At 70.1% G+C, this 26,969-nt stretch carries 23 protein-coding genes; 7 read left to right on the top strand and 16 right to left on the bottom strand.

Features of this window, described 5'->3' with window-relative positions:
• Positions 1–14: 14 nt before the first annotated feature.
• A complete protein-coding gene (locus tag ON31_RS25515; protein ID WP_051037738.1) occupies positions 15–1,433 on the top strand; it encodes a vanadium-dependent haloperoxidase in 1,419 nt (472 codons plus the stop codon).
• On the opposite strand, the gene ON31_RS25510 is transcribed toward ON31_RS25515, so the two are convergent.
• Complete coding sequence (locus ON31_RS25510) at positions 1,406–2,545, bottom strand: GDSL-type esterase/lipase family protein (protein ID WP_039817290.1); 1,140 nt, start codon at positions 2,543–2,545, stop codon at positions 1,406–1,408. The genes ON31_RS25515 and ON31_RS25510 overlap by 28 nt on opposite strands.
• Before the next feature lie 111 nt (positions 2,546–2,656).
• Between ON31_RS25510 and ON31_RS25505 the strand changes: the two genes are divergently transcribed.
• On the top strand, positions 2,657–3,139 hold the full coding sequence (locus tag ON31_RS25505) for a MarR family winged helix-turn-helix transcriptional regulator (protein WP_039817288.1): 483 nt from the start codon (positions 2,657–2,659) through the stop codon (positions 3,137–3,139).
• Here ON31_RS25505 and ON31_RS25500 read toward each other — a convergent pair.
• Complete coding sequence (locus ON31_RS25500) at positions 3,136–4,086, bottom strand: helix-turn-helix transcriptional regulator (protein WP_039817287.1); 951 nt, start codon at positions 4,084–4,086, stop codon at positions 3,136–3,138. The two genes, ON31_RS25505 and ON31_RS25500, sit on opposite strands and share 4 nt — an antisense overlap.
• Before the next feature lie 63 nt (positions 4,087–4,149).
• On the opposite strand from ON31_RS25500, the gene ON31_RS25495 reads away from it, so the two are divergent.
• Positions 4,150–5,313 carry an epoxide hydrolase family protein gene (locus ON31_RS25495; protein ID WP_039817286.1) on the top strand — a complete coding sequence of 388 codons (1,164 nt, stop codon included), beginning with the start codon at positions 4,150–4,152 and terminating at the stop codon, positions 5,311–5,313.
• Between the two features lie 11 nt (positions 5,314–5,324).
• On the opposite strand, the gene atzF is transcribed toward ON31_RS25495, so the two are convergent.
• The 6 genes from atzF to ON31_RS25470 all read right to left on the bottom strand — a co-directional run bounded on the left by atzF (position 5,325) and on the right by ON31_RS25470 (position 12,224).
• Positions 5,325–6,938 carry an allophanate hydrolase gene (gene atzF, locus ON31_RS25490; RefSeq protein WP_039817285.1) on the bottom strand — a complete coding sequence of 538 codons (1,614 nt, stop codon included), beginning with the start codon at positions 6,936–6,938 and terminating at the stop codon, positions 5,325–5,327.
• On the bottom strand, positions 6,935–9,088 hold the full coding sequence (locus tag ON31_RS25485; RefSeq protein ID WP_370450441.1) for a 5-oxoprolinase/urea amidolyase family protein: 2,154 nt from the start codon (positions 9,086–9,088) through the stop codon (positions 6,935–6,937). Before ON31_RS25485 ends, atzF begins: the two co-directional genes overlap by 4 nt.
• The gene (locus ON31_RS25480; RefSeq protein WP_039817284.1) at positions 9,040–9,657 is read right to left on the bottom strand and encodes an urea amidolyase associated protein UAAP2; all 618 of its coding nucleotides are present in this window, start codon (positions 9,655–9,657) and stop codon (positions 9,040–9,042) included. Before ON31_RS25480 ends, ON31_RS25485 begins: the two co-directional genes overlap by 49 nt.
• Before the next feature lie 67 nt (positions 9,658–9,724).
• Positions 9,725–10,477 (bottom strand): DUF1989 domain-containing protein, encoded by a 753-nt coding sequence (locus ON31_RS25475; RefSeq protein WP_039817283.1) that lies wholly within the window; start codon positions 10,475–10,477, stop codon positions 9,725–9,727.
• A 62-nt stretch (positions 10,478–10,539) separates the two neighbouring features.
• On the bottom strand, positions 10,540–10,695 hold the full coding sequence (locus tag ON31_RS36935; RefSeq protein WP_157533774.1) for a hypothetical protein: 156 nt from the start codon (positions 10,693–10,695) through the stop codon (positions 10,540–10,542).
• Complete coding sequence (locus tag ON31_RS25470) at positions 10,692–12,224, bottom strand: high affinity choline transporter 1 (RefSeq protein ID WP_039817282.1); 1,533 nt, start codon at positions 12,222–12,224, stop codon at positions 10,692–10,694. The genes ON31_RS36935 and ON31_RS25470 overlap by 4 nt, the downstream gene beginning before the upstream one ends.
• A 258-nt stretch (positions 12,225–12,482) precedes the next feature.
• Here ON31_RS25470 and ON31_RS25465 point away from each other — a divergent pair, with 258 nt between their 5' ends.
• Positions 12,483–13,139 carry a TetR/AcrR family transcriptional regulator gene (locus ON31_RS25465; RefSeq protein ID WP_039817281.1) on the top strand — a complete coding sequence of 219 codons (657 nt, stop codon included), beginning with the start codon at positions 12,483–12,485 and terminating at the stop codon, positions 13,137–13,139.
• 1 nt (position 13,140) lies between these two features.
• Here ON31_RS25465 and ON31_RS25460 read toward each other — a convergent pair whose 3' ends face one another.
• Entirely contained in the window at positions 13,141–14,853 is a 1,713-nt protein-coding gene (locus ON31_RS25460) for a TerD family protein (RefSeq protein WP_051037742.1), read from the bottom strand.
• Between the two features lie 251 nt (positions 14,854–15,104).
• On the opposite strand from ON31_RS25460, the gene ON31_RS25455 reads away from it, so the two are divergent.
• Complete coding sequence (locus ON31_RS25455) at positions 15,105–16,727, top strand: DHA2 family efflux MFS transporter permease subunit (RefSeq protein WP_039817279.1); 1,623 nt, start codon at positions 15,105–15,107, stop codon at positions 16,725–16,727.
• Here the strand turns inward: ON31_RS25455 and ON31_RS25450 are convergent.
• From ON31_RS25450 to ON31_RS25420, 7 genes are all read right to left on the bottom strand, one after another.
• Positions 16,717–17,112 carry an NUDIX hydrolase gene (locus tag ON31_RS25450; RefSeq protein ID WP_081592728.1) on the bottom strand — a complete coding sequence of 132 codons (396 nt, stop codon included), beginning with the start codon at positions 17,110–17,112 and terminating at the stop codon, positions 16,717–16,719. The two genes, ON31_RS25455 and ON31_RS25450, sit on opposite strands and share 11 nt — an antisense overlap.
• 28 nt (positions 17,113–17,140) lie before the next feature.
• Entirely contained in the window at positions 17,141–17,674 is a 534-nt protein-coding gene (locus ON31_RS25445) for a hypothetical protein (protein ID WP_039817277.1), read from the bottom strand.
• Between the two features lie 84 nt (positions 17,675–17,758).
• Positions 17,759–18,556 (bottom strand): family 1 encapsulin nanocompartment shell protein, encoded by a 798-nt coding sequence (locus ON31_RS25440; RefSeq protein ID WP_039817276.1) that lies wholly within the window; start codon positions 18,554–18,556, stop codon positions 17,759–17,761.
• A 3-nt stretch (positions 18,557–18,559) separates the two neighbouring features.
• Positions 18,560–19,564 (bottom strand): Dyp-type peroxidase, encoded by a 1,005-nt coding sequence (locus ON31_RS25435; protein ID WP_039817275.1) that lies wholly within the window; start codon positions 19,562–19,564, stop codon positions 18,560–18,562.
• 95 nt (positions 19,565–19,659) lie between these two features.
• Positions 19,660–19,986 carry a cupin domain-containing protein gene (locus ON31_RS25430; protein WP_039817302.1) on the bottom strand — a complete coding sequence of 109 codons (327 nt, stop codon included), beginning with the start codon at positions 19,984–19,986 and terminating at the stop codon, positions 19,660–19,662.
• A gap of 117 nt (positions 19,987–20,103) precedes the next feature.
• Positions 20,104–20,610: a dihydrofolate reductase gene (locus ON31_RS25425; RefSeq protein WP_370450343.1), complete on the bottom strand. Its 507-nt coding sequence runs from the start codon at positions 20,608–20,610 to the stop codon at positions 20,104–20,106.
• On the bottom strand, positions 20,607–21,413 hold the full coding sequence (locus tag ON31_RS25420) for a thymidylate synthase (protein ID WP_039817274.1): 807 nt from the start codon (positions 21,411–21,413) through the stop codon (positions 20,607–20,609). The genes ON31_RS25425 and ON31_RS25420 overlap by 4 nt, the downstream gene beginning before the upstream one ends.
• Positions 21,414–21,433: 20 nt before the next feature.
• Between ON31_RS25420 and cobF the strand changes: the two genes are divergently transcribed.
• Positions 21,434–22,195: a precorrin-6A synthase (deacetylating) gene (gene cobF / locus ON31_RS25415; RefSeq protein ID WP_039817273.1), complete on the top strand. Its 762-nt coding sequence runs from the start codon at positions 21,434–21,436 to the stop codon at positions 22,193–22,195.
• A gap of 71 nt (positions 22,196–22,266) precedes the next feature.
• Positions 22,267–26,640: an ATP-binding protein gene (locus tag ON31_RS38415; RefSeq protein ID WP_169335039.1), complete on the top strand. Its 4,374-nt coding sequence runs from the start codon at positions 22,267–22,269 to the stop codon at positions 26,638–26,640.
• Positions 26,641–26,969: the final 329 nt, after the last annotated feature.

Here is a 26,969-nt window from a genome sequence, read left to right as displayed (position 1 = left end):
GGGAGGCAGGACAAGTGGACCAGATTCTGTATTGGAATGCGGTGGCGCTCGAATCGGATCGGATCGCGCACACCGAGCCGAAGCAGGCCGAACGCGGAGTGCGCGGCCCGATCGGCAGTTCACGGGCCTTCGCCATCGTGCACCTGGCCATGCACGACGCGTACTTCTCCATCGTCGGTGCGCCGCACGGCACCTGGCTCACCGCGCCGCCGGTGGCGGCCAATGGATCATCGGTGGCGGCGGCGGTGGCGCTGGCCGCCCACACCACCCTCACGGCGCTGTATCCGGCGCAGACACCTCGTCTGGACCGGGCGCTGCGGGAGGCCGAACTGCCCGGACCCGGCGTCGGGCGCGGCACCGCACACGGGCAGGCCGTCGCCCGCGCGGTGCTGCGGGCCCGCAAGGGCGATCCGGGTACCGACGACAAGAACTACGTGCCCGATACCGCTCCGCCCAATCACCGCCCGGACCCGGTGAATCCGGCCCAGGGGTATTACGCGCCCGCCTACGGCGCTCGTTCGCGGTGTTTCGCGGTGACCACCCGCTACACCCTGGACCCGCCGCCGAAGGGGAACGATCCGCGCTACCTCGAGGCGCTGCGCGAGGTGCGCGGGAAGGGCATCGCGCCCGAGGCCGCCGCCACACTGCCGCCCGGCATCGCCCCGCGGACGGCCGCCGAAACCCTGGTGGGACTGTTCTGGGCCTACGACGGAGCCAAGGGGCTCGGCACCCCACCCCGCTTCTTCAATCAAATCGTGCGCGACCTCGCGGCGGCGCGGAACAATACGCCCGATCAGAACGCCCGGCTGTTCGCGCTGGTCAACACCGCGCTCGCCGATGCCGGAATTCTGGCCTGGGACGACAAGTACCGGCACAACCTCTGGCGTCCGATTCTCGGCATCCGCGAGTTCGATCCGTCCATGGGGCCGGACGGCACCGCGGGAGACGCCCTGGCCGCCGACTGCGACCCCTGCTGGCGGCCCTACGGCGCACCGCGCAGCAATGTGGTCGCCTTCAACTTCAGCCCGCCGTTCCCGGCCTACCCCTCCGGACACGCCACCTTCGGCGCGGCCGCCTTCCAGATGGCCCGCCGCTTCTACGGCGTCGATGCCGACGGCCCCGACACCCTCACCGACGGAATGGGTTTCGTCTCCGGGGAACTCGACGGTCACACCACCGACAACGACGGCGTGGTCCGCCCCCGGCACATCCGCCGCTTCCCGGGCGGCCTCTGGCAGATGATGGAGGAGAACGGCCGCAGCCGCGTCTACCTCGGTGTGCACTGGTCCTTCGACGCCTTCGTCACCGGGCCCGACGGCGGCATGGACCTGTCCCAGAATATCGGCGGCGTGCGACTCGGCCGCGATATCGCCGACGACCTGTGGGCGGGCGGCCTGAAACAGTGTCAGGCGGCCGGTCCCAGAACGCCCTGATTCGTGGGCACCGCCATGACCGCGGCCATGGCGCGCGCCCCGGCATCGTTGAGATGCATACCGTCACTGTCGAATTCGGGCCGGATGAAGTCCGGCCGCGCCGGATCCTCCACTGCCGCGGCGACATCGAAGACGCCGTCGAAGACATCCGTGCCGCGCAGCCATGCGTTCACCAGCCGCCGTACGGGCAGCCCGGTCGCGACGGCGAGACCCGGGTAGTAGGCCCCGCCGAACGGGCCGATGGTGTTGGCGTACACGGGTAGCCCCGCCGCGTGCGAGCGCCGGGCCAGCTCGGTGAATCCGGCGATCAGCTCGTCCGCCGGGGTGGTGTACTCATCGAGAATCAGGTCGTTGACGCCGAAGTTCACCAGCACCCCGGCGACGCCGGGCACCGCGAGCACATCGCGCTCGAAGCGGGCCAGTCCGGATTCGCCGATCTGCTCGGTGAGCAGGCGATTTCCGCCGATGCCCTGGTTCACCACCCAGCCGTGTGCCAGTCGCTCGTTGAGCACGTCCACAGACCGGCGGTTCGCTCCGTGCGTCGAGCCGGCGCCCTGGAACCAAGAGTCGCCGAACGCCACGAGTACGGGCGTATTCGCCGGTGCCAGCACATCGATCCCGGTGACGAAGAACTGCGACGTGACCTCGTGCGCGTCGGGGAGGGCGGGGGCCGCGGTGTGGTCACCGGTCGTCACCCAGGCGGACTCGCCGGGCAACTGCGCGTACGCGGCGAGTCCGGTGTCCTCGGGCAGGTACAGGCTCAGGACCAGATCCGTCCGGGCCGCCACCGGCAGCGCGACCGGGTCACTGACGATCTCGCCGCGAGCGGGAATCCGTACCGTCGTGGTTCCTCCGAAGCGCACGGCCCGGTCGGTCTCCCACGCGATCTCCGCGCCGTGCGCGCGCGCCGCGATACGCGCGGCACCGATCACGAGTTCCCGATCGGAGTAGCGGTTGGTCAACCGCACCCGGAGCTGGTCTCCGCCACCGGCCAGATGCAGTACCTGCCGCACCGTCTCGTCGGCGAAACGGCGCGGTTCGGCCAGTCTGATCGCCTCGGCCGGATTCATCGTCGCCATCCGGAAACCCGCCACCCACTGCCCTGTCGTCATTGGAACCTCCAAGTAGTTGTTGTGAGGAATATTGCCGATGCAAGTATTAGCTCCAGGTGTTCCGCGTGTCAACTATCCGCGATGCAGCGAAGGCGGTTAGGCTCTGCTGTCGTGGACCCCAAACGCCTCTTCGAAGATCCTCGGCTCACCACCATCGGCCTGTTCCTGGAGGTGCACGAGGGCCTGCTGGCGAAGCTCGAGCCGACCTGGCGGGAGTACGGGCTCTCGGGGCTGGATCTCAATGCGCTCATGCGGTTGAGCCGGTCGCCGGGGCGCAAACTGCGCATGACCGATCTGGCCGCGCAGACGGGCCTGTCGACCAGTGGTGTCACCCGGCTCGTGGACCGGTTGGAGCGGAATGGATTCGTGCGGCGGGAATCCGCGCCGGGCGATCGGCGCAGCTTCTTCGCGGTGCTGACCGCCGCCGGGGCGACACGGGTGGCCCGGGTGCTGCCCGCGTACCTCGACGCGGTGGACGAGTGGTTCATCGGGCGGCTCAGTGCCGAGCAACTCGATGCCATGGTGGCCGGGTTGCGGGTGATCCGGGACGCGGTGCAACCCGACGCTGTGCGGACTTCGGACGGCTCGTGCTAGCCGGCGGCCGCCGCGAGCCGGGCGGTGAGGGTGCGGATGTGGTCGACGAGTTCCGGTGGTTCGTGGATGCGGCAGTCGAAACCGAAAATGCCCACATAGACGGCTAATTCGTCGAGGGAGTCGGAACCGGTGTGCAACACACAGGTGTCCGCGTCGACCGCCTCGATCACGCCGACCGTCGGCGCGATGCGGTCGGTGGCCACCGCCGCGGGCGCGAACAGCGTGATCCGCGCCTGGTAGCGATACGGCGCGGTGCTCACGCCGCGCGAGACGAACCCTGCCGGATCGATCTCCGGCGCGTCGCGCGGGGTGAAGCGCGGGCCGGTCGGGATGCGCGGGGTGAGGCGGTCCACGCGGTAGGTGCGCCAGTCGTCGCGGTCGACATCCCAGCCGAGCAGATACCAGTGCCGCCCGGTGTGGACCAGCCGGTGCGGTTCGACGGTGCGGCGGCTCTCGGTGCCCTGATGGGTGCGGTAGTCGAAGCGCAGGCGCTCGTGATCGCGGATGACGGCGGCCAGTGTGGTGAGCACATCCGGGTCGACGCGGGCGGCTCCGGCGGGCACGGTGACCGTGGCTGCCTCCAGCGCCGCCACCCGATGCCGCAATCGCGACGGCAGCACCCGTTCGAGTTTGGCGAGGGCGCGCAGCGAACTCTCCTCGATACCGGCGATGGTGCCGCCCGCCGCGGTGCGGAGCCCGACGGCCACGGCGATGGCCTCGTCGTCGTCGAGCAGCAGGGGCGGCAGCTTCGCGCCCGCGCCCAGCCGATATCCGGCCGCGCCCGCGACAGCGTCCACCGGGTAGCCGAGGGTGCGCAGTTTGTCGATGTCGCGGCGGACCGTGCGCACGTCCACCTCGAGGCGTTCCGCCAGCTCGGAACCTGTCCAGTCGCGCGGTGTCTGGAGCAGCGACAGCAGTCGCAGCAGTCGCGCGGAAGTTTCCAACACAATCCGAAGTCTGCCGTACAGCTAGGGCGGAAGCTGTCCTAGGTGGCTCATAACGTAGTTCTCATGAGCCTCCACAGCACCGAAATCACCCCCTTCCGGATCGAGATTCCGCAACGGCAACTCGACGATCTGCGCGCCCGACTCGACGCCGCCCGCCTGCCCGCGCCGCTGCCCGGCGACGACTGGGACACCGGCGTACCCACGCACTGGCTGCGCGAACTGGTCGACTACTGGCGCACCGAATACGACTGGCGCGCCGCCGAAGACCGGATCAATCGGCACCCGCAGTTCACCACCGAGATCGACGGGCAGCGCATTCACTTCCTGCACGTGCGCTCGCCCGAACCGGATGCGGTGCCGCTGCTCATGACGCACGGCTGGCCCGGGTCGATCGTCGAATTCCTCGAGGTGATCGGCCCGCTCACCGACCCCCGCGCCCACGGCGGAGACCCGAATGACGCCTTCCACCTGGTGATTCCGTCGCTGCCGGGTTTCGGATTCTCCGGTCCGGTGGCCGATTCCGGGTGGAGTGTGGAGCGCATCGCGCGCACCTGGGCCGAACTCATGCGGCGCCTCGGCTACGACCGATACGGCGTCCAGGGCGGCGATATCGGTGCGGCGGTGAGCCCGGAGGTCGGCCGGGTGGCGACCGACCATGTGATCGGCGTGCATATGAACGGGCCCGGACCGTTCCCGCAGGTGCCGCTGTCGGAGGCGGAGATGGCCGCGCTCACCGATCTCGAGCGCGATCGCATCCGCCGGGTGGAGGCGTTCATGCGCGAAGAATTCGGCTATATCGCGATCCAGTCCACGCGCCCGCAGGCGCTGGCGTACGGGCTGGTGGACTCCCCGGTGGGGCAGCTGGCCTGGATCATGGACAAATTCCGGGAGTGGACGCATCCGCGGGCCGTGGCACCGGACAAGATCATCGACCGGGATCGGCTGCTCACCAATGTGATGATCTACTGGCTGACCGGCACCGCGGGATCGGCCGCCTATGTCGGATACGCGCAGGATCAGGCGTGGGGTCGGCAGCCGGTCAACTCCGGCGTGCCCACCGGCGCGATCGTGTTCGCGCACGATATCGGCATCCGCAAGTACGCGGAGGCCGAGCACACGATCACGCACTGGGTGGACGTCGCCGATCGCGGTGGGCACTTCGCCGCCATGGAGGAACCGCAACTGCTGACCGACGATATCCGGGAGTTCTTCCGCGGCCTGCGGTGAGCGGCCCGGAGTCAGCCGACCGCGCCCGCGCGCAGGGCCACGCGCCAGTCCCCGTACTCGCTGATGTCCTTGCCGTCGGCCGCGGCCGCCGCGTCACAGCCGAAACCGGTTGTCCAGGAACCGTCCTCGAGTTCCACCGCGCCGAGCTGCATGGGTGCGGGCAGGGCGCTCAGAAAACGGCCCAGGGCGGCGGGAGCGAGCAACCACCGTTCCCCCGCCACCGCGACCCCCGCCTCGCCCTCGGGCAGGCGGGTCACCCCGGGCTTGGGCGGGGTGGTGTCCAGGGCGGCCAGTCGATAGCGCGGGGCGGTCCGCACCGGTCCGGCCCAGCGCGCACCGAGAGCGTCGAGCTGGAATGCGAGCGGCTGACCGCGCAGGTGCGCGCCGAACACCACGAGTTCGGTGCTGGCCGCGGTCGCCAGCGGCCAGGCGGATTCGGGCGGCCGCCGGTTCAGCACCAGGGCGGCGATATCCAGGGCCACCGCGTCCTCGAAGGCGCGCGCCACCACCGATACGCCGAACTGGGCCGCGCCCGCCGTCCCGGCCGGAACGGCCACCGCGCACAGGTCGAACAGATTGCAGAAGTTGGTGTACGTGCCGAGCCGGGAGTTCACGCCGACCGGGTCGGCGGCCACCTCCGCGATACTGGGATGGTCGGGCGCGGTGGGGATGAGCAGGGCATCGGCTCCGGCCATACTCGCCATGGCGAGCCCGCGCAGCCGCTCCAGTTCGGCCAGGTCGGTAACCAGCCGGTGGGCGGGCAGGTCGCGGGCGGCGCGAATGATGGAGCCCACCGTCGGATCGGTCGACTCGGGGTGCGTGTCCACGAATTCTCCGACAGCGGAGTATCTTTCGGCCACCAGCGCACCGTCGTACAGCAGGCGGGCTGCGGCCAGGAACGGGGCCGGATCGATCTCGACAATGGTGACCCCGCGCTCCCGCAGCGCCGCGACCGTGCGTGCGAAGGCCGCCAGCCACACCTCGTCGAGTTCCGGCAGCTCGCTGAAGACCGCGACCACGGGCGCGGGCGGCGCGGCCAGCCGGATATCGCTGGGCCAGGGCCGGTCCGGTGCATCGGCCGCCATCACCGCCATGGCGCGATTCGCCAGGTCCAGATCGGCGGCGAAGACGGTCACGCAATCGTAGGAGCGGCAGGCGGGCACCACGCCCACGGTGGACACCACGCCCACGGTCGGTTTGATGCCGACGATCCCGTTGAGCGCGGCGGGAATCCGGCCGGAGCCCGCGGTATCGGTGCCGACGGCGATATCCGCCTCACCTCGGGCCACGGCCACCGCCGAGCCGGAACTCGAACCGCCCGAGATGAATTCGGGCCGCAGCGCATTGGGCACCGCGCCGTAGGGGGAGCGGGTGCCGACCAGCCCGGTGGCGAATTGATCGAGATTGGTCTTGCCGACCACCACCGCACCGGCCGCCCGCAGGGCCGCGACCGCGGGTGCGTCGGCGGCGGGCGTGTAGGCGAAGTCGGGGCAGCCCGCCGTGGTGGGCAGTCCGGCGACATCGACATTGTCCTTGACCGCCAGCCGCAGCCCGCGCAGCGGGCCCTCCGGCACGGGGTCGGCGGCGATCTCGACCTCGGTACGCCGTCGAATCCACACCGTCATGTCGTGGTCTCCTTCGTCTCCGCGAATTCTCCCGCCGCACGCCACGATTCGCGTTCGGCCGCGAACGCCTCCGCCTGACGCGCCCGGAAATCCGCGATGGAGTCGGCGTTCTCGTCCAGGAAGGCGCGATGGTCGGCGAGCCGGAACTCGCCCGCTTCGGTGCGCAGCGCTCCGCGTCCGGCCGCGAAATCCGCGCGCAGGTCCAGCAGTTCCGCCGCCGAGACCGGATACCAGCGAATGCGGTCGAAGAAGCGCAGCAGCCAGGGCTCCTCGCCGATACCGGACGAGGCGTGATTCCACACCTGCGTGGTGCGGCCGACGAACTGGTAGCCGCCCGGCCCCTCCATGCCGTAGACACACAGGTAGGCACCGCCGATGCCGACGGCGTTCTCCGGTGTCCAGGTGCGGGCGGGGTTGTATTTGGTGGTGACCAGGCGGTGACGCGGATCGGTCGGGGTGGCCACGGGCGCGCCCAGATACACGTCACCCAGGCCGAGCACCAGATACTCCGCCGCGAAGACCGTATCGAAAACCTCGTCCACCGACGCCAATCCGTTCATGCGCCGGATGAATTCGATATTCCACGGGCACCAGGGCGCGTCGGCGCGCACGCCGTGCATGTACCGGGTGATGGCCTCCCGGGTGGCGGGATCGTCCCAGGACAGCGGCATGTGCACGGTGCGGCTGGACACCACGAGTTCCTCGGCGGCCGGCAGCACCGCCTGGGCCTCGCCGAGCAGGTCCAGCAGCGCGGCCGTGGGCAGCCGGTCCGGGTCGGTACGCACCTGGAGGGAGCGAATGCCCGGGGTGAGTTCGGTGATGCCGGGTTCGGCGCGCTCGAGCAGGTGTTCGTGCAGGGCGTGCACCCGCGCCCGCAGCCCGAGATCCAGGGTCATCTCGCCGTATTCGATGAGTACGCCGTCGTTTCCGGCGCGCCGGTAGGTGATGGCGGTGCCGTCCTCGCTCTCCCGCCGAGCCAGGACGCCGTCATCGCCGTCGCCGCCGCCGGAGAGCACCATGGGCCAGTCGGCCCGGCGGCCCGGCCCGATCGCGTGCAGCGAGGCGGCCCGGTCGGCGCGTACCGGAACGAAGCGCACGGTGTCGCCCGGGGTGAGCTGGCCCAGCTTCCAGCGGTCGGCGGCCACCACGGTCACCGGGCAGACGAAGCCGCCCAGGCTCGGGCCGTCGGGGCCGAGCAGGATCGGGGTGTCGCCCGTGAAATCCAGGGCGCCGACGGAGTACGCGGTGTCGTGGATGTTGGACGGATGCAGCCCGGCCTCACCGCCGTCCAGACGCGCCCATTGCGGCTTGGGGCCGATGAGGCGCACGCCGGTGCGGTCGGAGTTGAAATGCACCTCGTAGTCGGTGCCGACAATGGCGTCGATATCGGCGCGGGTGAAGAACTCCGGCGCACCGTGCGGCCCCTCGGTGACCGCGAGTTCCCAGCGGCGGGTGAGCACCGGCTGTTCGTCGCCCGGCACGCCCGCGCTCCCGCGGCCGGTCGGTGCGCCGAAGGTGAGCACATCACCGGCCGCGAGCGCGCGGCCGCGCGGTCCGCCGAACTTGCCGAGGGTGAAGGTCGCACGGCTGCCGAGGTATTCGGGCGCCTGGATGCCGCCCGCGACGAGTAGATAGCTGCGCATGCCGGGCCCGCGCACCGCACCGATGTCCAGGACTCCTCCGGCGGGCACCCGGATGCTGCGCCACTGCCGGACCGGTTGGCCGTTCACCGTCACCGGCACCGGTGCACCGGTGATGCACACTCGGGTCGGTGCGTCGAAGCGCAGAGCGGGGCCGCCGAGTGTGCATTCCAGTCCGGCCGCACCCTCGGGATTGCCCAGTGCCCGGTTGCCCAGGCGGAACGACAGATCGTCCATGGGGCCCGAAGGCGGTACGCCCACGTGCCAGTAGCCCACCCGCCCCGGCCAGTCCTGCACCGTGGACTGCATGCCGGGGCGCAGCACCGTCGCGGCACCCGGGATGAACGAATCCGGCTGTACCGGTGAGGAATCCGCCGCTTCGGCCCGGCGACCGGATGCCGCCGTTTCGGCTGGGTGACCGGATGCGGCCGGTGCGGCCGTCGTGTGGGTCACCGCCGCCGTCATCGGCTCACCACCATGCGCACCGGGGTGGGGTCGAAACCATTGCAGGGGTTGTTGATCTGCGGGCAGTTCGAGACCAGCACCAGGGTGTCGATCTCGGCGCGCAGGCTGATCTTCTTCCCGGGCGCGGAGAGCCCGTCCACGATGCCCAGCGTGCCGTCGGCCTCCACCGGCACATTCATGAACCAGTTGATATTCGAGACCAGGTCGCGCTTGCCCAGCCCCCACTTCATGCCCTCGGCGAGGAAGTTCTCCACGCAGGCGTGCTGGTGGCGGGTGTGGTGGCCGTAGCGCAGTGTATTTGATTCCTGGGAGCAGGCGCCCGCCACGGTGTCGTGATTGCCCACCTCGTCGGCGACGACGGTCATGAGCGTGGTGCCGGAATCGGTGCGCAGGGCGCTGCCGGTGGTGAGGAAGATGTTGCGCTGGGCGGCGAGGGTGGCCTGGGCGCTGTAGCGCTCGGTGTGATCGGACGCCGAGTACAGCAGGCAGTCCACCGCCTGATTGCCGTGCAGGTCGACGATGTCGAGCCGGTCACCGGCGCGGACCACCGTGGACCAGCCGACGCGGGCGGGGACGGTCTCGTCCAGGACGACGGTGCGTTCGAGGGTGCTCATGCTGTGTCCTTTCGCGCATGATCGGGGCGCTGTGTGGTCGCGCCGAGTCGGCTGCTCACCCGGCCGCTCATGCGATCGCCTCCCGTGGATGTGCGGCGCGCCAGGCGGTTTCGGTGTTCTCCACCGCGCGCCGGTATTCCGGGTCGGGGTTGTGGACCCGGGTCAGCTCGTCGGGGGCCGACCAGGCGACGACATCCAGGTCGGTGACCGGGGTGTCGTCCAGCGGATGCGCGGCGGCGGCGATCAACAGCGTCACCGGCAGATGGACGAGCAGGTCGACGGCCGCGCCCGCGCCCGCGCCGCCGGTGGCGGTCAACGCGCCGTCCGCTTCCACACGCACGCCCCGGAAGAACGACACCGTGGGGCCGAGATCGCGCGGGGACAGGCCGTGCTTGGCCGCCGCGAGGCGAAGTTGCTGCCGCGCCGCGTCATTCGGTCCGCACAGGGTGTCGTGGTGGCCGGAGCTGTCGGATACGACGGTCGCCAGCACCCGGCCCTGGTCCGACAGCAGGGGATGCCCGGCCCTCAGGTACGCCTGCCACGGCACCTTCACCGTATCCGCGACATTCAGCCGCTCCCAAGGTGCTTCGGCGCGCAGCAGGAACAGGTGCGCACAGGCCGCGCCCGCCGGATCGGCCAGTCGCAGGCGGGTGCCCCGGCCGAGCACCGCCGTGGCGTATCCGCCCGGTGGAATACGCGCGGCGAAGGTGACTGTCCTGCCGTCGATCCCTTCCGGCAGGTCGGGTCCGGCGATGGCCGCGCTCGCCGCCTGTGATCTGGCGTGTGCCCGTGCCTCGGTGGTGGATGCGGTGCCTGTCATATCGGTTCCCTTCGCAAGTCGGGATGGCTGCCCACCCCGGACGACAGCCGGGGTGGGCGGAATCAGTTGGTGTGTCTGGGATGTCGCCGCTCCGACGGCGGCGTGCCCGACGCCCGGTGGACCGCCCACACGAGCAGCCGCTCCAGCAGCGCGGTGATGATGACGGCGCGGGCGGGGCGGCCCGGCAGGGCGCTGTCCGGCGTGCTCACGCGCCTCATGTCGTCGGCACCGTGGCGGGCTGCGCGGCCGCGTCCGCCGGGACCGGCGGCGAGTCGGCCGGTCGCGGGTCTGCCGGATGCGGTGCGGTCGCCGCGGCAACCGGCTCCCGGCGGGCTGGGAAGACCGCCAGGGCTACCAGGAAGGTCACCAGCGCCGCCAGGAAGGCGATGAAGGTCGGCCAGCCGTCGAAACTCGCGGTGATGAGACTGTTGTCGATATGCCACAGCGTGTTCTCCGCGCCGTACACGGTCGGGGTGAGCACGAACAGCACCAGCCGGGTGCCGAGGCCGACGATGATGGACGCGGCCGCCGCCGCGCTGCTCACCCGATCGGTGATGTGCGCCGCCACGAACGGCACGATCAGTCCGGCCAGCATGAGATCGAAGGCGAGCGTCAGCAGAATGCCGGTCTGCGGCACCTGCACCGCGAACAGCACCGCCACCGCGACCACCGGGATCATGGTGAAGCGCACATGGCGCAGCAGGGTGTCGTGTCCGGCCGCGTCGGTGGCCCGGCGTCGACCGGCCACATTGCGGGTGGCCACCGAGGCGGTGCCGAGGATGGCCCCGTTCGCCGTCGAACAGGAGGCCGCGACAATGGCCGACAGCACCAGGATGGCGAGTCCGGCCGGAGCCTGGTCGGCCAGCAGGCGCAGCAGGATTGGCCCGTCGCCGTCGCCGACCACGCCCGAGATGGACAGGGCCACAATGGCGTACGGCACGCCGACGACGGCGGTGCCCGCGGCGGCGACGAAGCAGGCCCGCCGGGCGATCTGCGGCGACCGCGCCGAGAAGATGCGCTGCATGAAGTCGATGGCGACGATATCGCCGATGCCCAGCGAGATCAGGGTCGCCCAGTTGATCGGCGCGCCTTCGGAGGTGTTCGTCAGCTGGCCGAAGTCGAAGGGGCCCATGCCCTCCGGAATGGTGATACCCATGGTGGAGCCGACCCAGATGAGCAGGGCCAGCGAGCCGAAAATGGTGATCAGCATCTGTGCCAGCGCGGTGTAGGCGTCGCTGAACATGCCGCCGACCACGGTGTAGGACAGCACGATGGTCACGATGAGCAGCACGCCCGCGGTGTAGGGGATGCCGAGGAACCGCTCGAAGATGTAGCCGCCCGCCACCAGGTTGCCCGCCAGCAGAATGCAGAAGCTGAAGATCATCAGCAGCGACGAGGTCAGCTCGATGCCGCGGCCGTATTTGATGCGGAAGAAGTCGGGCAGGGTGAGCAGGCCCATGCGGTTCATCGGTGCGGCGAAGAAGATGCCGGTGATGAGCAGGCACAGGCCCAGCCCCAGTGGCAGCGAGGCCCCGGCCCAGAAGCCCAGGGAACTGGTGAGGTCGGTATTGCCCAGGGTCGCATTGGAATCGACGGCCTGGCCCATCAGGCCGGCCGCCACCAGGGGCAGTGCCAGGGAGCGTCCGGCGACCAGGAAGTTGGTGCTGTCGCCGTCCACCTTGCGGGCCACGAACAGGCCGATGGCGATGACGGCGACCACGCTGATCGCGATACCGGTGACGATCATGCTCGGCCCCCTCCGGTGGACGGGGCGCAGGACGGATGGGGTGGCTCTGGGAGCGATCGGGCGGCCATCGGCGGGTCCTTCATCGAGGCGAATACCTATCGACTGAAAGTTTTCGCCGTGCGATGGCATCGGTGGTGACGGCGGTGTATCCGTCTCGTGGCCGCCGGTAACTTCTGCGTTGCGCATATTTCTATCGAATGACAGAAACCTCTCACCTGGTGAAATGGGCTATGAGTCCGGGTAGGACAGAATGAGGTCGTGACCAATATCGGACCCGGGCGTCCCCGCCTCGAGCCCCGCCGCCGACAGGGCACGACGCCGCGCGCCGAGATCCTCGACGCCGCCGCCGAGCTGTTCACCGCCAACGGCTACGGCAGCACCTCCACCCGGGGTATCGCCGACGCGGTCGGGATCAGGCAGGCGTCGCTGTACCACCACTTCGCCGCCAAGGACGACATCCTCGACGCTCTGCTGGCCGAAACCATCACGGCGGCATTGGAACTCGCGGACCGATTGGCGCGGCGGCCGGAGCCCGCAGTGGTGCGGCTCTACGCGCTGGCCTGGTTCGACGTGCGACAGCTGTGCGCGGCGCGATGGAATCTGGGGGCGCTGTACCTGCTGCCGGAACTGCGATCGCCTCGGTTCGCGGCCTTCCGGGAGCGCCGCGACGAGCTGCGCCGCCACTACGAGGCACTGGCGGCGCGCGTGGTGTCGGAATCGGGCGACGCCGCACCCGGCAGCGAACTGCTGCCCTTCCGACTCGTCGAATCGGTGATCAATATCCGCTCCGACGAAGGAGCGCCACCCGCCTACGCCGAGCGGTTGATCCCCGACGCCATCCTGCATCTGCTGGGCTGGCACGGCGACGCGGGCGAGATCCGCGCCGCTGCCATCGACCTGGTCGAGCAGCCCTGACTCAGGACTTGCCCTTGGAGGTGCCCCACTTGAGTTCCCAGCGGTAGGCCTGATCCACCGCCAGCTTGCCCCAGTACTTGCGGCCCTGTGGCGGGCGCACGAAGACGCCCTCGCGGCGAACCACCAACTCGCCGTTGATGTTCTCGATCAGAGCGAGCACCATTTCGCGGGAATCGTCCACGCAGCCGTCCACCGTCATTTCGATCGGCTGGGAGCCGACCGGGTAGAGGGTGGCGGTGGCGTGCACGCCGCGGAAGTCGTTCGCGCCCTCGTAGAGCGAGGCGAACACCAGAATGCGGCGGAACTGGGCGGTGTGGTCGAGATTGATGGACAGGTTCTCCCCACCGGCGCTCGCGCCGCTGCGGTCGTCCTGATCCAGCTCGATGAACGGCGCGCGGTGCAGGTTGCCCATGGTGTCGAGCGGGCTGATGCAGCCCTTGGAACCGTCGGTGAGCTCCCAGAAGCAGCACAGGTCCAGATCCAGGCCGCCGCTGCCGCCGCGACGACGGCCGAACAGCCCGGTCGGCGCGTTCGGCACGGTCCAGTTCAGATTCACCCGCATCACACCGGAATTCGCACCCTGCTTGGTGAGCGAGACCGCCGGTGCCTCCTTGGTCAGCGAGATCTTGCCCAGGTTGACCGGCGGCGTGGGCGCGGACTGACCGGGGGCCGGTGCCGACGGTGGTTGGTGCTGGCCGGAATTCGGCGGCGGGTACTGGCCGGGCGGGGCCGGATAGCCCTGCGGGCCGGTCTGCTGCTGGCCCGGGGGTGTCGGGTAGCCCTGTGGGCCGGTGTGGTGTTGGCCGGGCGGTGCGGGGTAGCCCTGTGGGCCGGACTGATGCTGCCCCGGCGGCATGGGGTAGCCGGGCTGGCCGGGCGGCGGATAGCCGGGGGCCTGGCCGGGCTGTCCGTGCGGGTCGGAGGGGTAGCCCGGTGGCGGAGGCGATGGGTACTGCTGGCCGTGGCTGGGCGGCGGGGGGTACTGCTGGCCAGGCGGTACCGGCTGCTGGCCCGGCGGTGGGTAGCCCGGAGCCGCGGCGGGCGTAAACGGCTGGGGCGGTGGGGTGTTGAACTGGGACGGCTGTGGGGGAAGTCCGGACTGGGATGCCGGGTCCGGTTGCGGTTGTGTCGGGATCGGTGGTGGCTGTGTCGGAGTCGGTTGCGGCTGCGGGGTGCCCGGTTGCGGTTGCGCCGGGGCATCGTCGACGGAGATGCCGAAATCCGTTGCCAGACCTGCCAGTCCGGACGCGTAACCCTGGCCGACCGCGCGGAACTTCCACGCACCCTGGCGGCGGTAGAGCTCGCCGAGGACGAAGGCGGTTTCGGAGGTGGCGTCGGTGCTGTCGAAACGGGCCACCTCCGCACCGGAATCGGCGTCCACCACCCGCACGTGCAGGCCGCGCAGTTGGGAGAAGGTGCCGCCGTCGGAGGAGGCGGCGATGACGATCTTCTCGATCTGCGGCTCCACCTGGGTCAGCCGCACCGAGAGCACATCGGTGACCTGCGTCCCCTGCTGCTTGCCCTCGTGGTTGACCGCACCCGACGGATGCTGCCGCTGGTTGTAGAACACGAAATCGGCATCGGAGCGCACCTTGCCCGATGACATCAGGAGCAGGGCCGATGCGTCGGCATCCGGAACCCCGGGACCCGACTGCCACCCCAACTCCACGCGGACCGCGGAACTCGGCACCGGAACATTGGCGCCCTTCATCATCGACACGTCTCTCAACGTATCCGATCGACGGGTGCGCTGTCCCTGGAGAAGTCGGGCGCAACCTCCCGGCATCATTCCGACCCGTCGGTGGGTGTTCTGGCAAATGTGCAGCACAACGTGTTCGGAATCGTTATCGAAGCTCTTGAATGGGACTTTTCGCCGCTACACTGGACCGGGTTCCGTCGCCGCCTGGAGTGAGTGGCGAACCATCAGCACGACTACACGACTTGCCCGACCCTGGGGAGCGACGAATGTCGGAAGTGGAGCTGGAGGCCGCGACGCCAGCGGGTGCGCGGAAATGGCTGGCGCTGGCGGTGCTGGCGCTGGGACTGTCCATGGTGGTGCTGGACGGCACCATCGTGGCGGTCTCACTGCCGGTGATCATCGCCGATCTGCACCTGAATTTCACTCAGGCGCAATGGATCACCAGCGTCTACGCGGTGGTGCTGGCCGCGCTGCTGATCACCGGCGGACGGCTCGGTGACCGGCTCGGCCGTCGACGGCTCTTCGCCCTCGGCGTGGTGATCTTCGTGGCGGGCAGTCTGCTCGCCGCCGCCGCGACCAGCGCCGGGCCGCTCATCTGGGGGCGCATCGTGCAGGGTGTCGGCGCGGCGGCGGTGCTGCCTGGAACCCTCGCCACCATGAACGCGATCTTCCGTGGGCGGGATCGCGTGATCGCGTTCGCGGTGTGGGGATCGGTCATCTCCGGAGTGGCCGCCATCGGGCCGCTGCTCGGCGGCTGGCTGACCACCGACCACACCTGGCCGTGGATCTTCCTGGTCAACATCCCGTTCGGGGCGGTGGTGCTGGTCGGGCTGCTGCTGTTCGTTCCCGAGACCCGGATGGGCAAGGCCGCGCCCGGTCTCGACGTCGATGGCTTCCTGCTCAGCGCAGCGGGTTTCGCGCTCGTGGTGTTCGCCCTCATCGAAGGACAGAGCTACGGGTGGTGGCAGCCGCTGCGAGAGTTCCCGCTGCTGGGGTTCACCTGGTCGGCCGATGCGCCGATATCACCGGTTCCGGTGCTGCTGGCCCTGGGCGTGCTGGCGCTGGGGCTCTTCGTGCGCTGGGAGCGGCATCGCATCCTGATCGGTCGCTCGGCGCTGCTGGACCCCGCGCTGTTCCGCATTCCGAGTTTCCGGTGGGGCAATGTCGCCGCCTTCGCGGTGGCGCTGGGCGAATTCGGTCTGCTGTTCGTGCTGCCGCTGTTCATGGTGAATGTGCTGGGGCTGTCCACGCTCCAGGCCGGTTATGTGCTCGCGGGCATGGCGGCCGGCGCGTTCCTGGCCGCCGGGATCGCCGAAGGACTGGTGCGCAGGTACGGACCGGTGCGGGTGGTGCAGATCGGGCTGGGGTTGGAGGCGGTCGCGGTGGCGGCGACCGCGTTGTTCGTGACGCCGGATATTTCGGCGTGGTGGCTGGCGGGCATGCTCGCCGTCTACGGCATCGGGCTCGGTATGGCGTCGGCGCAGCTCACCGGGACGGTGCTGGGGGAGGTGCCGCCGGAGAACTCCGGGCAGGGATCGGCCACCCAGAGCACGGTGCGCCAGGTCGGCTCGGCCTTCGGCACGGCCGTGGTGGGCGGTCTGCTGTCGGTGGCGCTCGGCCACGATCTGGCCGAACGGCTGGCCGCGGTGCCGAACCTGCCCGAGGAGGCCGCCGACACGATCGCCACCGCCACCCGGGAATCGGCGGGCGGCGCCATCGCGGGCGTCCGCGAACACGAAGGTGTCACCGAGGTGCTGAACGCCCTGCTCCAAGGCTTCACCGACGCCACCCGCACCACCCTGCTGGCCGCCACGATCTTCCTGCTGCTGGGCCTGGCCGCCGCCACCCGGATCCCGCACCGGCCGCCCGAGACTCCGGTCAGTCGATGAGGTCGAGGTCGCGCAGGTGGTGGAAGACCATGAGGGAGCCGGGGGCGACGTGCGGCATGGCGGCGTATTCGGCGACCGTGAAGTAGCGGATCTCGGCGATTTCGCTGCTGGGCCGCGGATCGTCGGTGAGTTCGGCGGTGAAGCAGGTCATGTGCAGCCGGGTGCCCGGGGTGTGGCCGTACGCCTCCGCGCGGAAGACGCCGAGTTCGTTCACCGCCGTCACGCCCACACCGAGTTCCTCGCGGATCTCGCGGTGCAGCGCGGCCTCCGGCGTCTCGCCCGGATCGATCTTGCCGCCCGCCATGTAGAAGACGTCCTTGCCGACCGATCGGGCCTGAATGAGACGGCGATCGCGGATATGAGCCAGGGCAGCGGTGCGAATCACCCGAACCAGCTTAGGGAGCGCCGACGGCTCAGTGCGTGGGCGGGGCCAACTTCCAGTGCCGGGTCAGCGCGTCGGCGATCTCGGGCAGGACGGTCACCGGAATACGCTTGTGCCGCAGCATGGTCCGGATCTCGCCGACCTGCTCGCGCTTGCGCATGTCGTAGGCGTTGGCAATGGGCCGCACCACCGGGGGAATCGACAGCAACACCAGTTCACCGTGCGGCTCCCCACCCCCGTTGAGATCCAGCGCCAGCGCCCAGCGGCCGTGCTCGTCGAGCGCGAAGCGGCCCGCCACCACCCGATCCCAGGCGATGGTCTCCGCCGACCACGGCGTCCGCCGCACGATGGCGTCCTCGCCGAGCGCCACCCCGTCGCGCTTGAACAGCGCCAGCAGCAGGGCGACGGCCGCGACGGCTCCCACCGCGATACCGGTGAACACCCGGTTCACCCCGAACGCCGCCACCGTCGCCCCGCAGACCGCCACCAGGGCGAGCGCACCCATCGACCCGTACGTCGCCGCGCGCCGACGCGGTACCACCCCGGCTCGCACCACCGTGGTCATCGCGCCTCCCGCATCCATCGTTCCGCGCCACCGTACCGGGTATTCACCCCACCCGGCTGACCGGTTTCCGCGGTACCCCGATGCTCAGGCTTCCAGTGGGACCGCGGCCTCGGCGGTGTACACCAGGAAGGTCAGGCTCTCCTGGAAGTACAGCTCCACCGTATTGGCGTCGTGGGACAGGTAGCCGATGGAGAGGTCTTGGCCCAGTTGCAGGTCGAAGTCGCCGCCGCGGGTGGTCAGGACGAAAGCGCCGTCGATGGCGGGGGCCCAGATGATCTGGCCGTCGATGAGGCGTTCGATATGGGTGCGGATCGGGTGGCCGTGGTCGGAGGTCTCGCTGACCGCCGTGTACAGGTCGGCCGACAGCAGCACCGAGTACGGGCCGTCCACACCGCCCAGGCGCAGCTTGCTCAGCGCCTGCGCGATCGTCTCCGGGACCAGGCGCGGGTCGCCGGGCAGCTTCACCGGCTCATTGGAGGTACCGGATCGGATGCCGGTGATGGCGGCGGCCGGGTAGCCCTCGAAGATGGCGCGGTCCTCGGCGAAGGCGATCTTCTTGGCGGCGTCCTTCACCGCGTCCAGGTCGGTGTCGTTCGCACCGCGTTCCACATTGTCGAGTTCCTCGCGGGTCAGGCTGAACGGCACGCGCAGCTCCACCAGCGGAGCCACCAGCCGCTGCCGCGCCTGCACACCCTCGTCGGGCGGGTTGATGACGGTGGTGCGGCCCAGGCCGACCGCGTTGAAGTCGGCCCCGTGCGGACCCGACAGATCGACCACGCGGCGACCGGCGATGTGCCGCTTGAAGGTTCGCGTCGCCTCCTCCTCGATGGCCGCCCAGGCCGCGGAGGTGATCGGCGCGAGTTCGCGATGGAGGTTGTTCATGCCTTAGCTCCTTTTCAACGTGCCGATACCGAGGGAACCGTTACCGGATATGTCAACATCGTCCGCCTCCGGAGATTCCCGCTCCGCCGGTGCGGGTGCGTCCGGTAGCTCATCGAAAAAGCTTGTGGCGGGCGCGAAGAACGCGGTACCGGTGACGGCCGTGGAGAAATCGAGAATGCGGTCGTAGGCGGCCTCGTCGCTGCCGAGGAACATGCGCTCGAGCATGGTCTCGATCACGGTCGGGTCGGCCGCGTAGGCGATGTAGTAGGTGCCGAACTCTCCGGCGGCCACACTGCCGAACGGCATATTGGCCCGGGTGATCTGACCCAGGTCGTCCTGATCGTTCACGGCGATATGGGAATCCGCGGGTTTGTCGGCGTCGTCGAGTTCGAAGTCGTCGACCTTGGTACGGCCGATCACCCGCTCCTGTTCGGGGACCGACAGCGCCCGCCAGGCGTCCATGTCGTGCAGATACTTCTGCACGTACACGTAACTGCCCCCGGTGAATTCGGCGTCCTCCGCGCCGACCAGGGTGGCGGCGCGGGCCAGCTGCCCCTCGGGATTCTCGGTGCCGTCCACGAAGCCGAGCAGGTCGCGTTGCTCGAAGTAGCGGAAGCCCTGGGTCTCGTCCACGATGGTGGCCGCCCCGGCGAGCCGTTCCCCGATCTTCATGGCGAGCTCGAAGCAGGCGTCCTGATTCTCGGCCTTGAGGTGGAACAGTAGATCGCCGGGCGTGGCCGGGGCCTGGTGCTTGTCGCCCTCGTATCCCGGAAATTCGTGCAGCCGAGCGGGTTTCGGACCGGCGAAGAGGCGGTCCCAGGCGGTGGACCCGATGGCGGCCACGCAGGTCAGACCCGAGCCGGGTACCCGGAATCCGACGGACCGGCGTAACCCGGGCAGGTCTGCGAGTAGATCGCGCACCACCGCCTCGCCCCCCTCGTCGATGGTGGCGACGAGGAAGATCGCGGCGGGTGTCAGCGGGTCGAGTATCGGCTGCGGCTCACCCATGGGCTCCAGCCTAGAACCACGATCGGGTGCGGCGGTCCTCCGGTTGCCCCGTGTCTGCCAGCCGCCTGTACCGACCAGCAGGTTTGCTCTGGCGTCTACTTCGCCACAGTGAGCAGGAAGGCCACATCGTCCACGGCCTTCACACTGTGCCGGGCGTCGGGGATGACCAGCAGGTCACCGGCCGAACCCTTCCACTCGTTGGCTCCGCTGATCAGGGTCAGGGTGCCGCTGAGCACGACCATGGTGGCCTCACCCGGATTCTCGTGCTCGGCCAGGCTCTGACCGGCCGTCAGGGCGATCACGGTCTGGCGCAGCGAGTGGGCGTGCCCACCGTAGATCGTCTGCGAACTGCGCCCGCTCGAGGCGGTGGCGGCGATCTTCAGTTGCTGGCGGGCGACCGCTGTCAGCGATTTCTTGTCCATGGACTGCCTTTCGCCGGGCTGGTATCCGTGAGTATGCCCGACGGCCTCGAACCGCTCGGCTATTTCGCCGGTTCGTGTGCGGGAATTGCCGTACACGCGATATTCGCGTGATCCGTGTTACCGCGTATAACGCCGAAAGCGATACCGCAGACCCGTGGTGGATTCGCGCCACGGTTCGGATTCGGCCGACCACTCCGGGCCGATGGCGGGGGCGTAGCAGTCGCCGGCGATATCCGCATCCACCTCGGTGACCATCAGTTCGGTCGCCGAAGGCAGTGCGGCACGGTAGATTTCACCGCCACCCATCACCCACACCGGCTCGTCGCCGGCCAGGGTGAACGCCTGCTCCAGCGACCCAGCGCGCTCGGCGCCCGCCGCCGCCCACTCCGGATCGCGGGTCACCACGATATTGCGGCGGCCCGCCAGCGGGCGGAAGCGCGCGGGCAGCGAATCCCAGGTGCGACGGCCCATGACCACCGGGTGTCCCCAGGTCACCTCCTTGAAATGCGCCATATCCTCCGGAATTCGCCAGGGAATGGTGTTGTCCACCCCGATGACGCCGTCCAGGGTCTGCGCCCAGATGAGCCCGACGGTCCGCACCCGCACCGCGCTGTCCGCGCTCACACCGCCACCGGGGCCTTGATGGCCGGATGATGCTGGTAGTCCAGCACTTCCACATCCTGGTAGCGGTACTCGAACAGGGTCGGGGCCTGCCGCAGCCGCAGCCGCGGGAACGGATACGGTTCCCGGCCCAACTGCTCGCGCACCTGGTTCACGTGGTTGTCGTAGATATGGCAGTCGCCGCCGGTCCAGATGAAATCACCCGGTTCCAGGTCGGCCTGCTGCGCCACCATGTGGGTGAGCAGGGCGTAACTCGCGATATTGAACGGTACGCCCAGGAACAGGTCCGCGCTGCGCTGATACAGCTGGCAGGAGAGCTTGCCGTCGGCCACGTAGAACTGGAAGAAGGCGTGGCACGGGGCCAGCGCCATGCGGTTCAGCTCCGCCACGTTCCAGGACGAGACGATGATGCGGCGCGAATCCGGATCGGTGCGCAGCGTCTCGAGCACCTGCGCGAGCTGGTCGATATGGCCGCCGTCCGGGGTCGGCCAGGAACGCCACTGCACGCCGTAGACCGGGCCCAGCTCGCCGTCCGCATCGGCCCACTCGTCCCAGATGCTGACGCCGTGCTCCTGTAGCCAGCGCACATTGGAGTCGCCGCGCAGGAACCACAGCAGCTCGTAGACGATGGACTTGAGGTGCACCTTCTTCGTGGTGACCAGCGGAAAGCCACGCGACAGGTCGTAGCGCAGCTGATGGCCGAAGATGCTGCGGGTGCCGGTGCCCGTCCGATCCGATTTCGGGGTGCCGCGCTCCAGCACCAGCCGCAGCAGGTCCTCGTACTGGGTGTCTCGGGGAGCGTCCACGCCTGGCAAGCTTACGCAGTGTGCGGCAGCTCTATGTGATCGGAATCGGCGCCGGGGATCCGGACCAGGTCACCGTGCAGGCCATCAAGGCGCTGCGTCGGGTGGACGTGTTCTTCGTCATCGGCAAGGGAGCCGAGAAGCGGGAACTGGTGGAAGTGCGCACCACCATCCTCGAAGAACACGCGCGACGGCCGTATCGGATCGTGGAGATCCCCGACCCGCCGCGCGACCGGTCGGTGCCCGCCGCCGGTGCGGACGACGCCTATCGCGGGGTGGTGGCGGACTGGCACGAACGGCGCAGCGAACTGCTGGAGGCGGCCTTCGCCGCGACCGAGGGCGTGGGCGGCATCCTGGTCTGGGGCGACCCCTCGCTCTACGACAGCACGCTGCGCATGGTCGAACGGGTGCTCGACCGGGGGCGGGTGCGGTTCGAGTACACGGTCATTCCCGGCATCACCAGCCCGCAGGCGCTCGCCGCCGGACATCGCATGGTGCTGCACGAGATCGGCGCACCCGTGCAGATCACCACCGGTCGTCGGCTGCGCGAGGAGGGCCTGCCCTTTGACCGATCCACCCTCGTCATGCTCGACGGCGACTGCTCCTTCACGTCCGTACCGGGCGACGACGTGTACATCTGGTGGGGGGCCTACCTCGGTATGCCCGATGAGACCCTCATCTCGGGGCCGCTGCGAAAAGTGGAGCAGGAGATCGTGACCCGGCGCGCGGAGCTGCGTGCGGCGAAGGGCTGGATCATGGACATCTATCTGCTGCGCCGCGGCTGAATCATCCGCCGAGCTGCCCGGCGACGAGCTCCCGACCTGCGGGAACGGTCCGCTGGGTTAGGCTGCCGGTGGTGGGATCGGAAGGTGGTGCGGGTCCGGTGACGCTCATCGGCCGGGAGGAGTCGGCGGCGGTGCTGCGCGAGCACCTGCGCCGCACGCTGACCAGCCACGGCGGGCTGATCCTCGTCGCCGGTGAGGCCGGAATCGGCAAGACCGCGCTCATGACGCAGGTGCTGGGGGAGTTCACCGATGCGGCGCTGGTGCTGGCGGCCACTGCCTGGAGCGGGGACGGCGTGCCCGGATACTGGCCGTGGGTGCAGATTCTGCGGCGACTGCGGGATCGTTGTGACGCCGACGAGTGGGCCGCGGTCGTCGATTCCGCCGGAGCGGCGCTGATCGCGCTGACGGAGGGGACGCCCGGAGCGGATGTTGTCAGGGGACAGCCGGGTGCCAGGAGCCGTCCGGTTGCTGCCGTGCGGCCAGGGGCTGGGGGAGCCTCGGGCGCTCCGAGGGCCTCGCAGGGGGCAGCGGACTCGGGCGATGCGGGGGCCTGGCAGGGGGCGGGAGCCTCGGGCGTCGCGGGGGCCTTTGGCGTGGTAGGAGCCTCGGACGAGGTGGGACCTGCTCAGGGCGACGGAGTTTCAGGCGTTGCCGGATCGGGGGTTACGGAGGCTTCGGACACTGCGGTGACCGCGGATGTCGCTGGTCTTGGCGGCACGCGCTCGGGCCAAGCGGTGCAGGGGAATTGGGCGCTGTTCGAGATCGGTGATGCGGTCACCGCCGCACTGGTGAGCGCGGCGCGGCGGCGTCCGGTCTTCGTGGTGATCGATGATCTGCACCATGCCGATCCGGAGTCGGTGCGGGTGTTGACCTTTTTCGCGCGCCATGCCTGGTTCGAGCGGATTGCCGTGGTTGCCGCGGTGCGCGATACCGAGCTCGCCGCCGAAAAGCACCCGCTGCGTGAGGTTTTCCCGGAGGTGTGGGCTGCCGCGCAGACGGTGGAGTTGTCCGGGCTGTCGGGGGCCGAGACCGCCGCCCTGGCCGCCCGGCTGACCGGGAGCACACCGCCGCCCGAGATCGCGCGGCGTATCGCGAGCGCCAGCGGCGGCAATCCCTTTCTGGCGGAACAGGCCACGCGGCTGTGGCACGGTGGCGGGTCCATCGACACCCTGACTCCGGGCGTGCGCCAGACCCTGGACGCGCGACTGGCCCCGCTCCCGGAGCGAGTGGTGGTGGCGCTCGGTGTCGCGGCGGTGGTGGGACGCGAATTCGCCGTTCCCGTGGTCGCCGCCGCACTCGACACCACCCCGGCCGAACTGGCCGACACTCTCGCCCAGGCGGTGCGCGCACGCCTGGTCGGCCGCACCGGCACCGCGCTCGGCGGGCCGAGTGGCGACCGATTCGTCTTCGTACACGACCTGATTCGCGAAACCCTGCTGGCGCGGCTGGACGCGGCGGACCTGCACCGGCGGCACGCCGACGTCCTCGCCGCCCTGGAGCGCCTGCCCCGCGATGTAACCGACGCGACCGCAAGCGATTTCGCCCACCACGCCTACCAACTGACCCGATCCGGCGACCCCGCCGCGGCCGCCCGCGCCCTGCACTACCTGCTCAGCGCGGCCGCCGACGCCGACACCCGCTCGGCCGCCGGCGAAGCCGCCCACCACTACCGCCGAGCCCTCACCCTGCTACCCCCCGACAACCTCCCCCGCCGCGGCCACCTCGGCCTCGCCCTGGCCGCCGCCGCCCACCGCGCGGGCGAACTCCCGGAAGCCCGCGCGGCATACGAAACCGTCCTCATCGAATCCCGTGCGGCACACCGCGAATCGGCTGACCAGCCCGATCGGAAAGGGTTCAGGTACGGGCGAGAGCTGGACACGGACCGCGAGTTCGGTGGAGGTCGCGGCGAGGGTACGGACGTTGAGATGGATGCGGCAGGAAGGCGCGGCGCGGCGGAGCTCGGGTACGGCGCGCGTGTGTGCGGGAGCGGTGGAGGTGGAGCGCGTACCGGCGCGGACCGAGCGGACGATGCTCCGGCTGACGGGGGGCTGGCACCCGCGGGTGACAGGCGAGAGACCACTGGCGACATGCGGCCGCAGTCGGTGTCCGCTGGGGTGGAGCCGTGTCCCGGCGGGGGTGAGTCGGCAAAAGGAGCGATTCAGTCGTGTCCCGGCGCGGGCGAGTCGGCAAATGTACGGGCGGAGTGGTGTCCCGGTGACATGGAGTCCACTCCCGATGGAGTGGGGTCGGTGCCCGGTGCAATGAATTCGGTTCCCGATGCGGTGAATTCGGTGCCACGGGTGGCGGCGGAGTTGTTCGCGCGGGCGGTGCTCGGGTTGCAGGGGCTCGGGATGACGGATCCGGAGGGGGCGGCCGCGCGGGAGGTCGAGCTCATCGACGAGGCGCATCGGAGGCTGGTGCGGGAGCGGGCGGAGGGGGATGCGCTGGCGGTGCGGGTGTTGGCGGCGGCGGCGCGGGTGCGGGTGCATACGGGGTGGTCGCGGCGGGCGCGCCGGGGTGAGGTGGTCACGGAGGAGATGAGCGCGCGGGCGCTGCGGCTGGCGCGGGCCTGCGGGGATGCCCATACGATCGGGGCGAGCCTGCTGGCGCGACACGATGCCGTCTGGCGGCCGGGGACGGCCGCCGAACGGTTGGCGCTCGCGGCGGAGATCCATACCGTCGCCGACTGCGTGGGCGATGAGGACCTGCGGATTCAGGGGTATGTGCTGCGCATCGCGGCCCTGCTGGAACTCGGTGATCCGCGCGCACACTCCGAACAGGCGGCCCTCACCGCCTACGCCGACCGCACCCGCCTGCCCCGCCCCCGCTTCATCGCCCGCTCCCGCGCGGGCGCACTGGCCACCGTCACCGGCAGCCACGCCGCCGCGGCGGCCATCGACGACGCGTACGCCCTCGGCGAGCGCAGCGGTGAGGTCGACCGCCTGCCACTGTGGCTCGAACAGCGCTGGGCACTGGCGCTGACCGCCGCCGACGAGCCCGCTATCGCCCGCCTCACCGCCCGCTACCGGCAGCTGCCCAGCGCCTACGCCGTAGCACCGCTCCTACTCGCCGCGGCGCGCCGCCTGGCGGCTGCTGGGTCCGGGGTGGGCTCGGCGTTGTCCGGGGCGGCCGCTGGGTCCGGGGCGGGCTCGGCGTCGTCCGGGGCCGCCGCTGCGTTCGAGGCTGATTCGGCGTCTTTCCGGGCCGGTGCTGTGTCCGAGGCTGACACGGCGTCTCCCTCGGATGTCCCCACGTTTGGGGCCGACGGCATGTCTCGCGATGCCGCTGCTGCGTTCGAAGCTGACTCGGCGTGTCTCGGGGCCGGTGCTGCATCCGGGACTGACACGGCCTCTTTCGGGGTCGCCGCTGGGTCCGGGGGCGACATCACGTCTCCCGGGGCCGACGCCGCGTCTCCCGGGGCTGGTGATCCGTGGTGGGGGCAGGACGAGGCCGGGCTGGTGGATGCGGTGCGGCGCGGGGTGGATGAGGTGCGGGTGTTGCTGGAGACGTATCCACGGCACTTCCATGCCGGGGCGCTGATCGCGCTGGTGGAGGCGGCGGTGGCGCTCGGGGACGCGGAGTTGCGGAAGTCGGTGCGGGAGCGGCTGTCTCCGCTGCGGGAGCTGTGGGCGGTGACCGCTGGGGGTGGCGCGGTGTACGGGCCGTACGCCTACTGGCTGGGGCGGCTCGACGCGGCGGCGGGCGATCGCGACAGCGCCGCGGTCGAGCTGGAGGCGGCCGCGGCGGCGGCGCGCCGCATGCGGTCGGTGCCGTGGCGGGAGGCGGCGGAGCGAGAATTGCGGCGGTTGGGCACGGCGCCGACGCGGGCCGCCGTGCTGCGGGCGCATACCGCGATCGAACCGGCCACCAATGTCTTCCGGCTCGCCGACGGGGTCTGGACGTTGCGGTTCGCGGGAAAGACGGCGCACCTGCCCGATATCAAGGGGCTGCGGGATCTGCACACGCTCATCGCGAATCCGGGGCACGACATCTCGTCGATGGAACTGCTCACCGGTACCGGTACCGGCACCGCCGCGGCCACCGCGTCGGCCGCCCGCGGACTGGGCGCCGACACCGTGCTCGACGAGCGCGCCAAGGCCGAGTTCCGCCGCCGACTCGAGCGGCTCGACGACGAAATCGACCGCGCCACAGCCCGCTCCGACGACGATCGCGCTGCTGAACTGGATACCGAGCGCGCCGCCCTGTTGGACGAACTCCGCCGCGCCGCCGGACTGGGCGGTCGCACCCGCCGCCTCGGCGATGATGCCGAACGTGCCCGCAAAACCGTCTCCGCCCGCGTCCGCGACGCCCTGCGCCGCCTGGACCACGCGCATCCGGAGCTGGCCGAACACCTGCGCGCCTGCGTATCCCTCGGCCTGGTCTGCCGCTATCAGCCGCAGCGCGAGATCCGCTGGGGTACCGACCGGCCGCTGGGTACCGACTAGCCGTTGGGTGCCGATTAGCCGCTGCGTACCGATTAGCCGCGCGGTCCGACTACCGCCGTTTTTGGAAGCCCCGTCCGAGCGGGGTGGGCCACCCGGGCGGAGCTTCCACACTGTCGGCCCTACAAAAGGGGGCGTTCGCAATTGGCCGACAGCGCGAAACCTTATGGGGGCAAACGTCTGGACAACTATGACATTTGTGCCCGCACCGCTGACATTTCGTGCCGGACATTGTCTCGCGGTCCGTGTCGCGCGGGAATTGCCGAATCTCGCGGCGCTGGATTCGGTCTCGCGCCTTCCGGGTGAAAGCACCGAACGGCCGCCGAACGGCC

This window comes from Nocardia otitidiscaviarum NBRC 14405 (genome assembly GCF_000308635.1).
Taxonomy (GTDB): domain Bacteria; phylum Actinomycetota; class Actinomycetes; order Mycobacteriales; family Mycobacteriaceae; genus Nocardia; species Nocardia otitidiscaviarum.
Note: the sequence above shows the minus strand (reverse complement) of the source record. Positions and strands in the feature narration are given on the sequence as shown.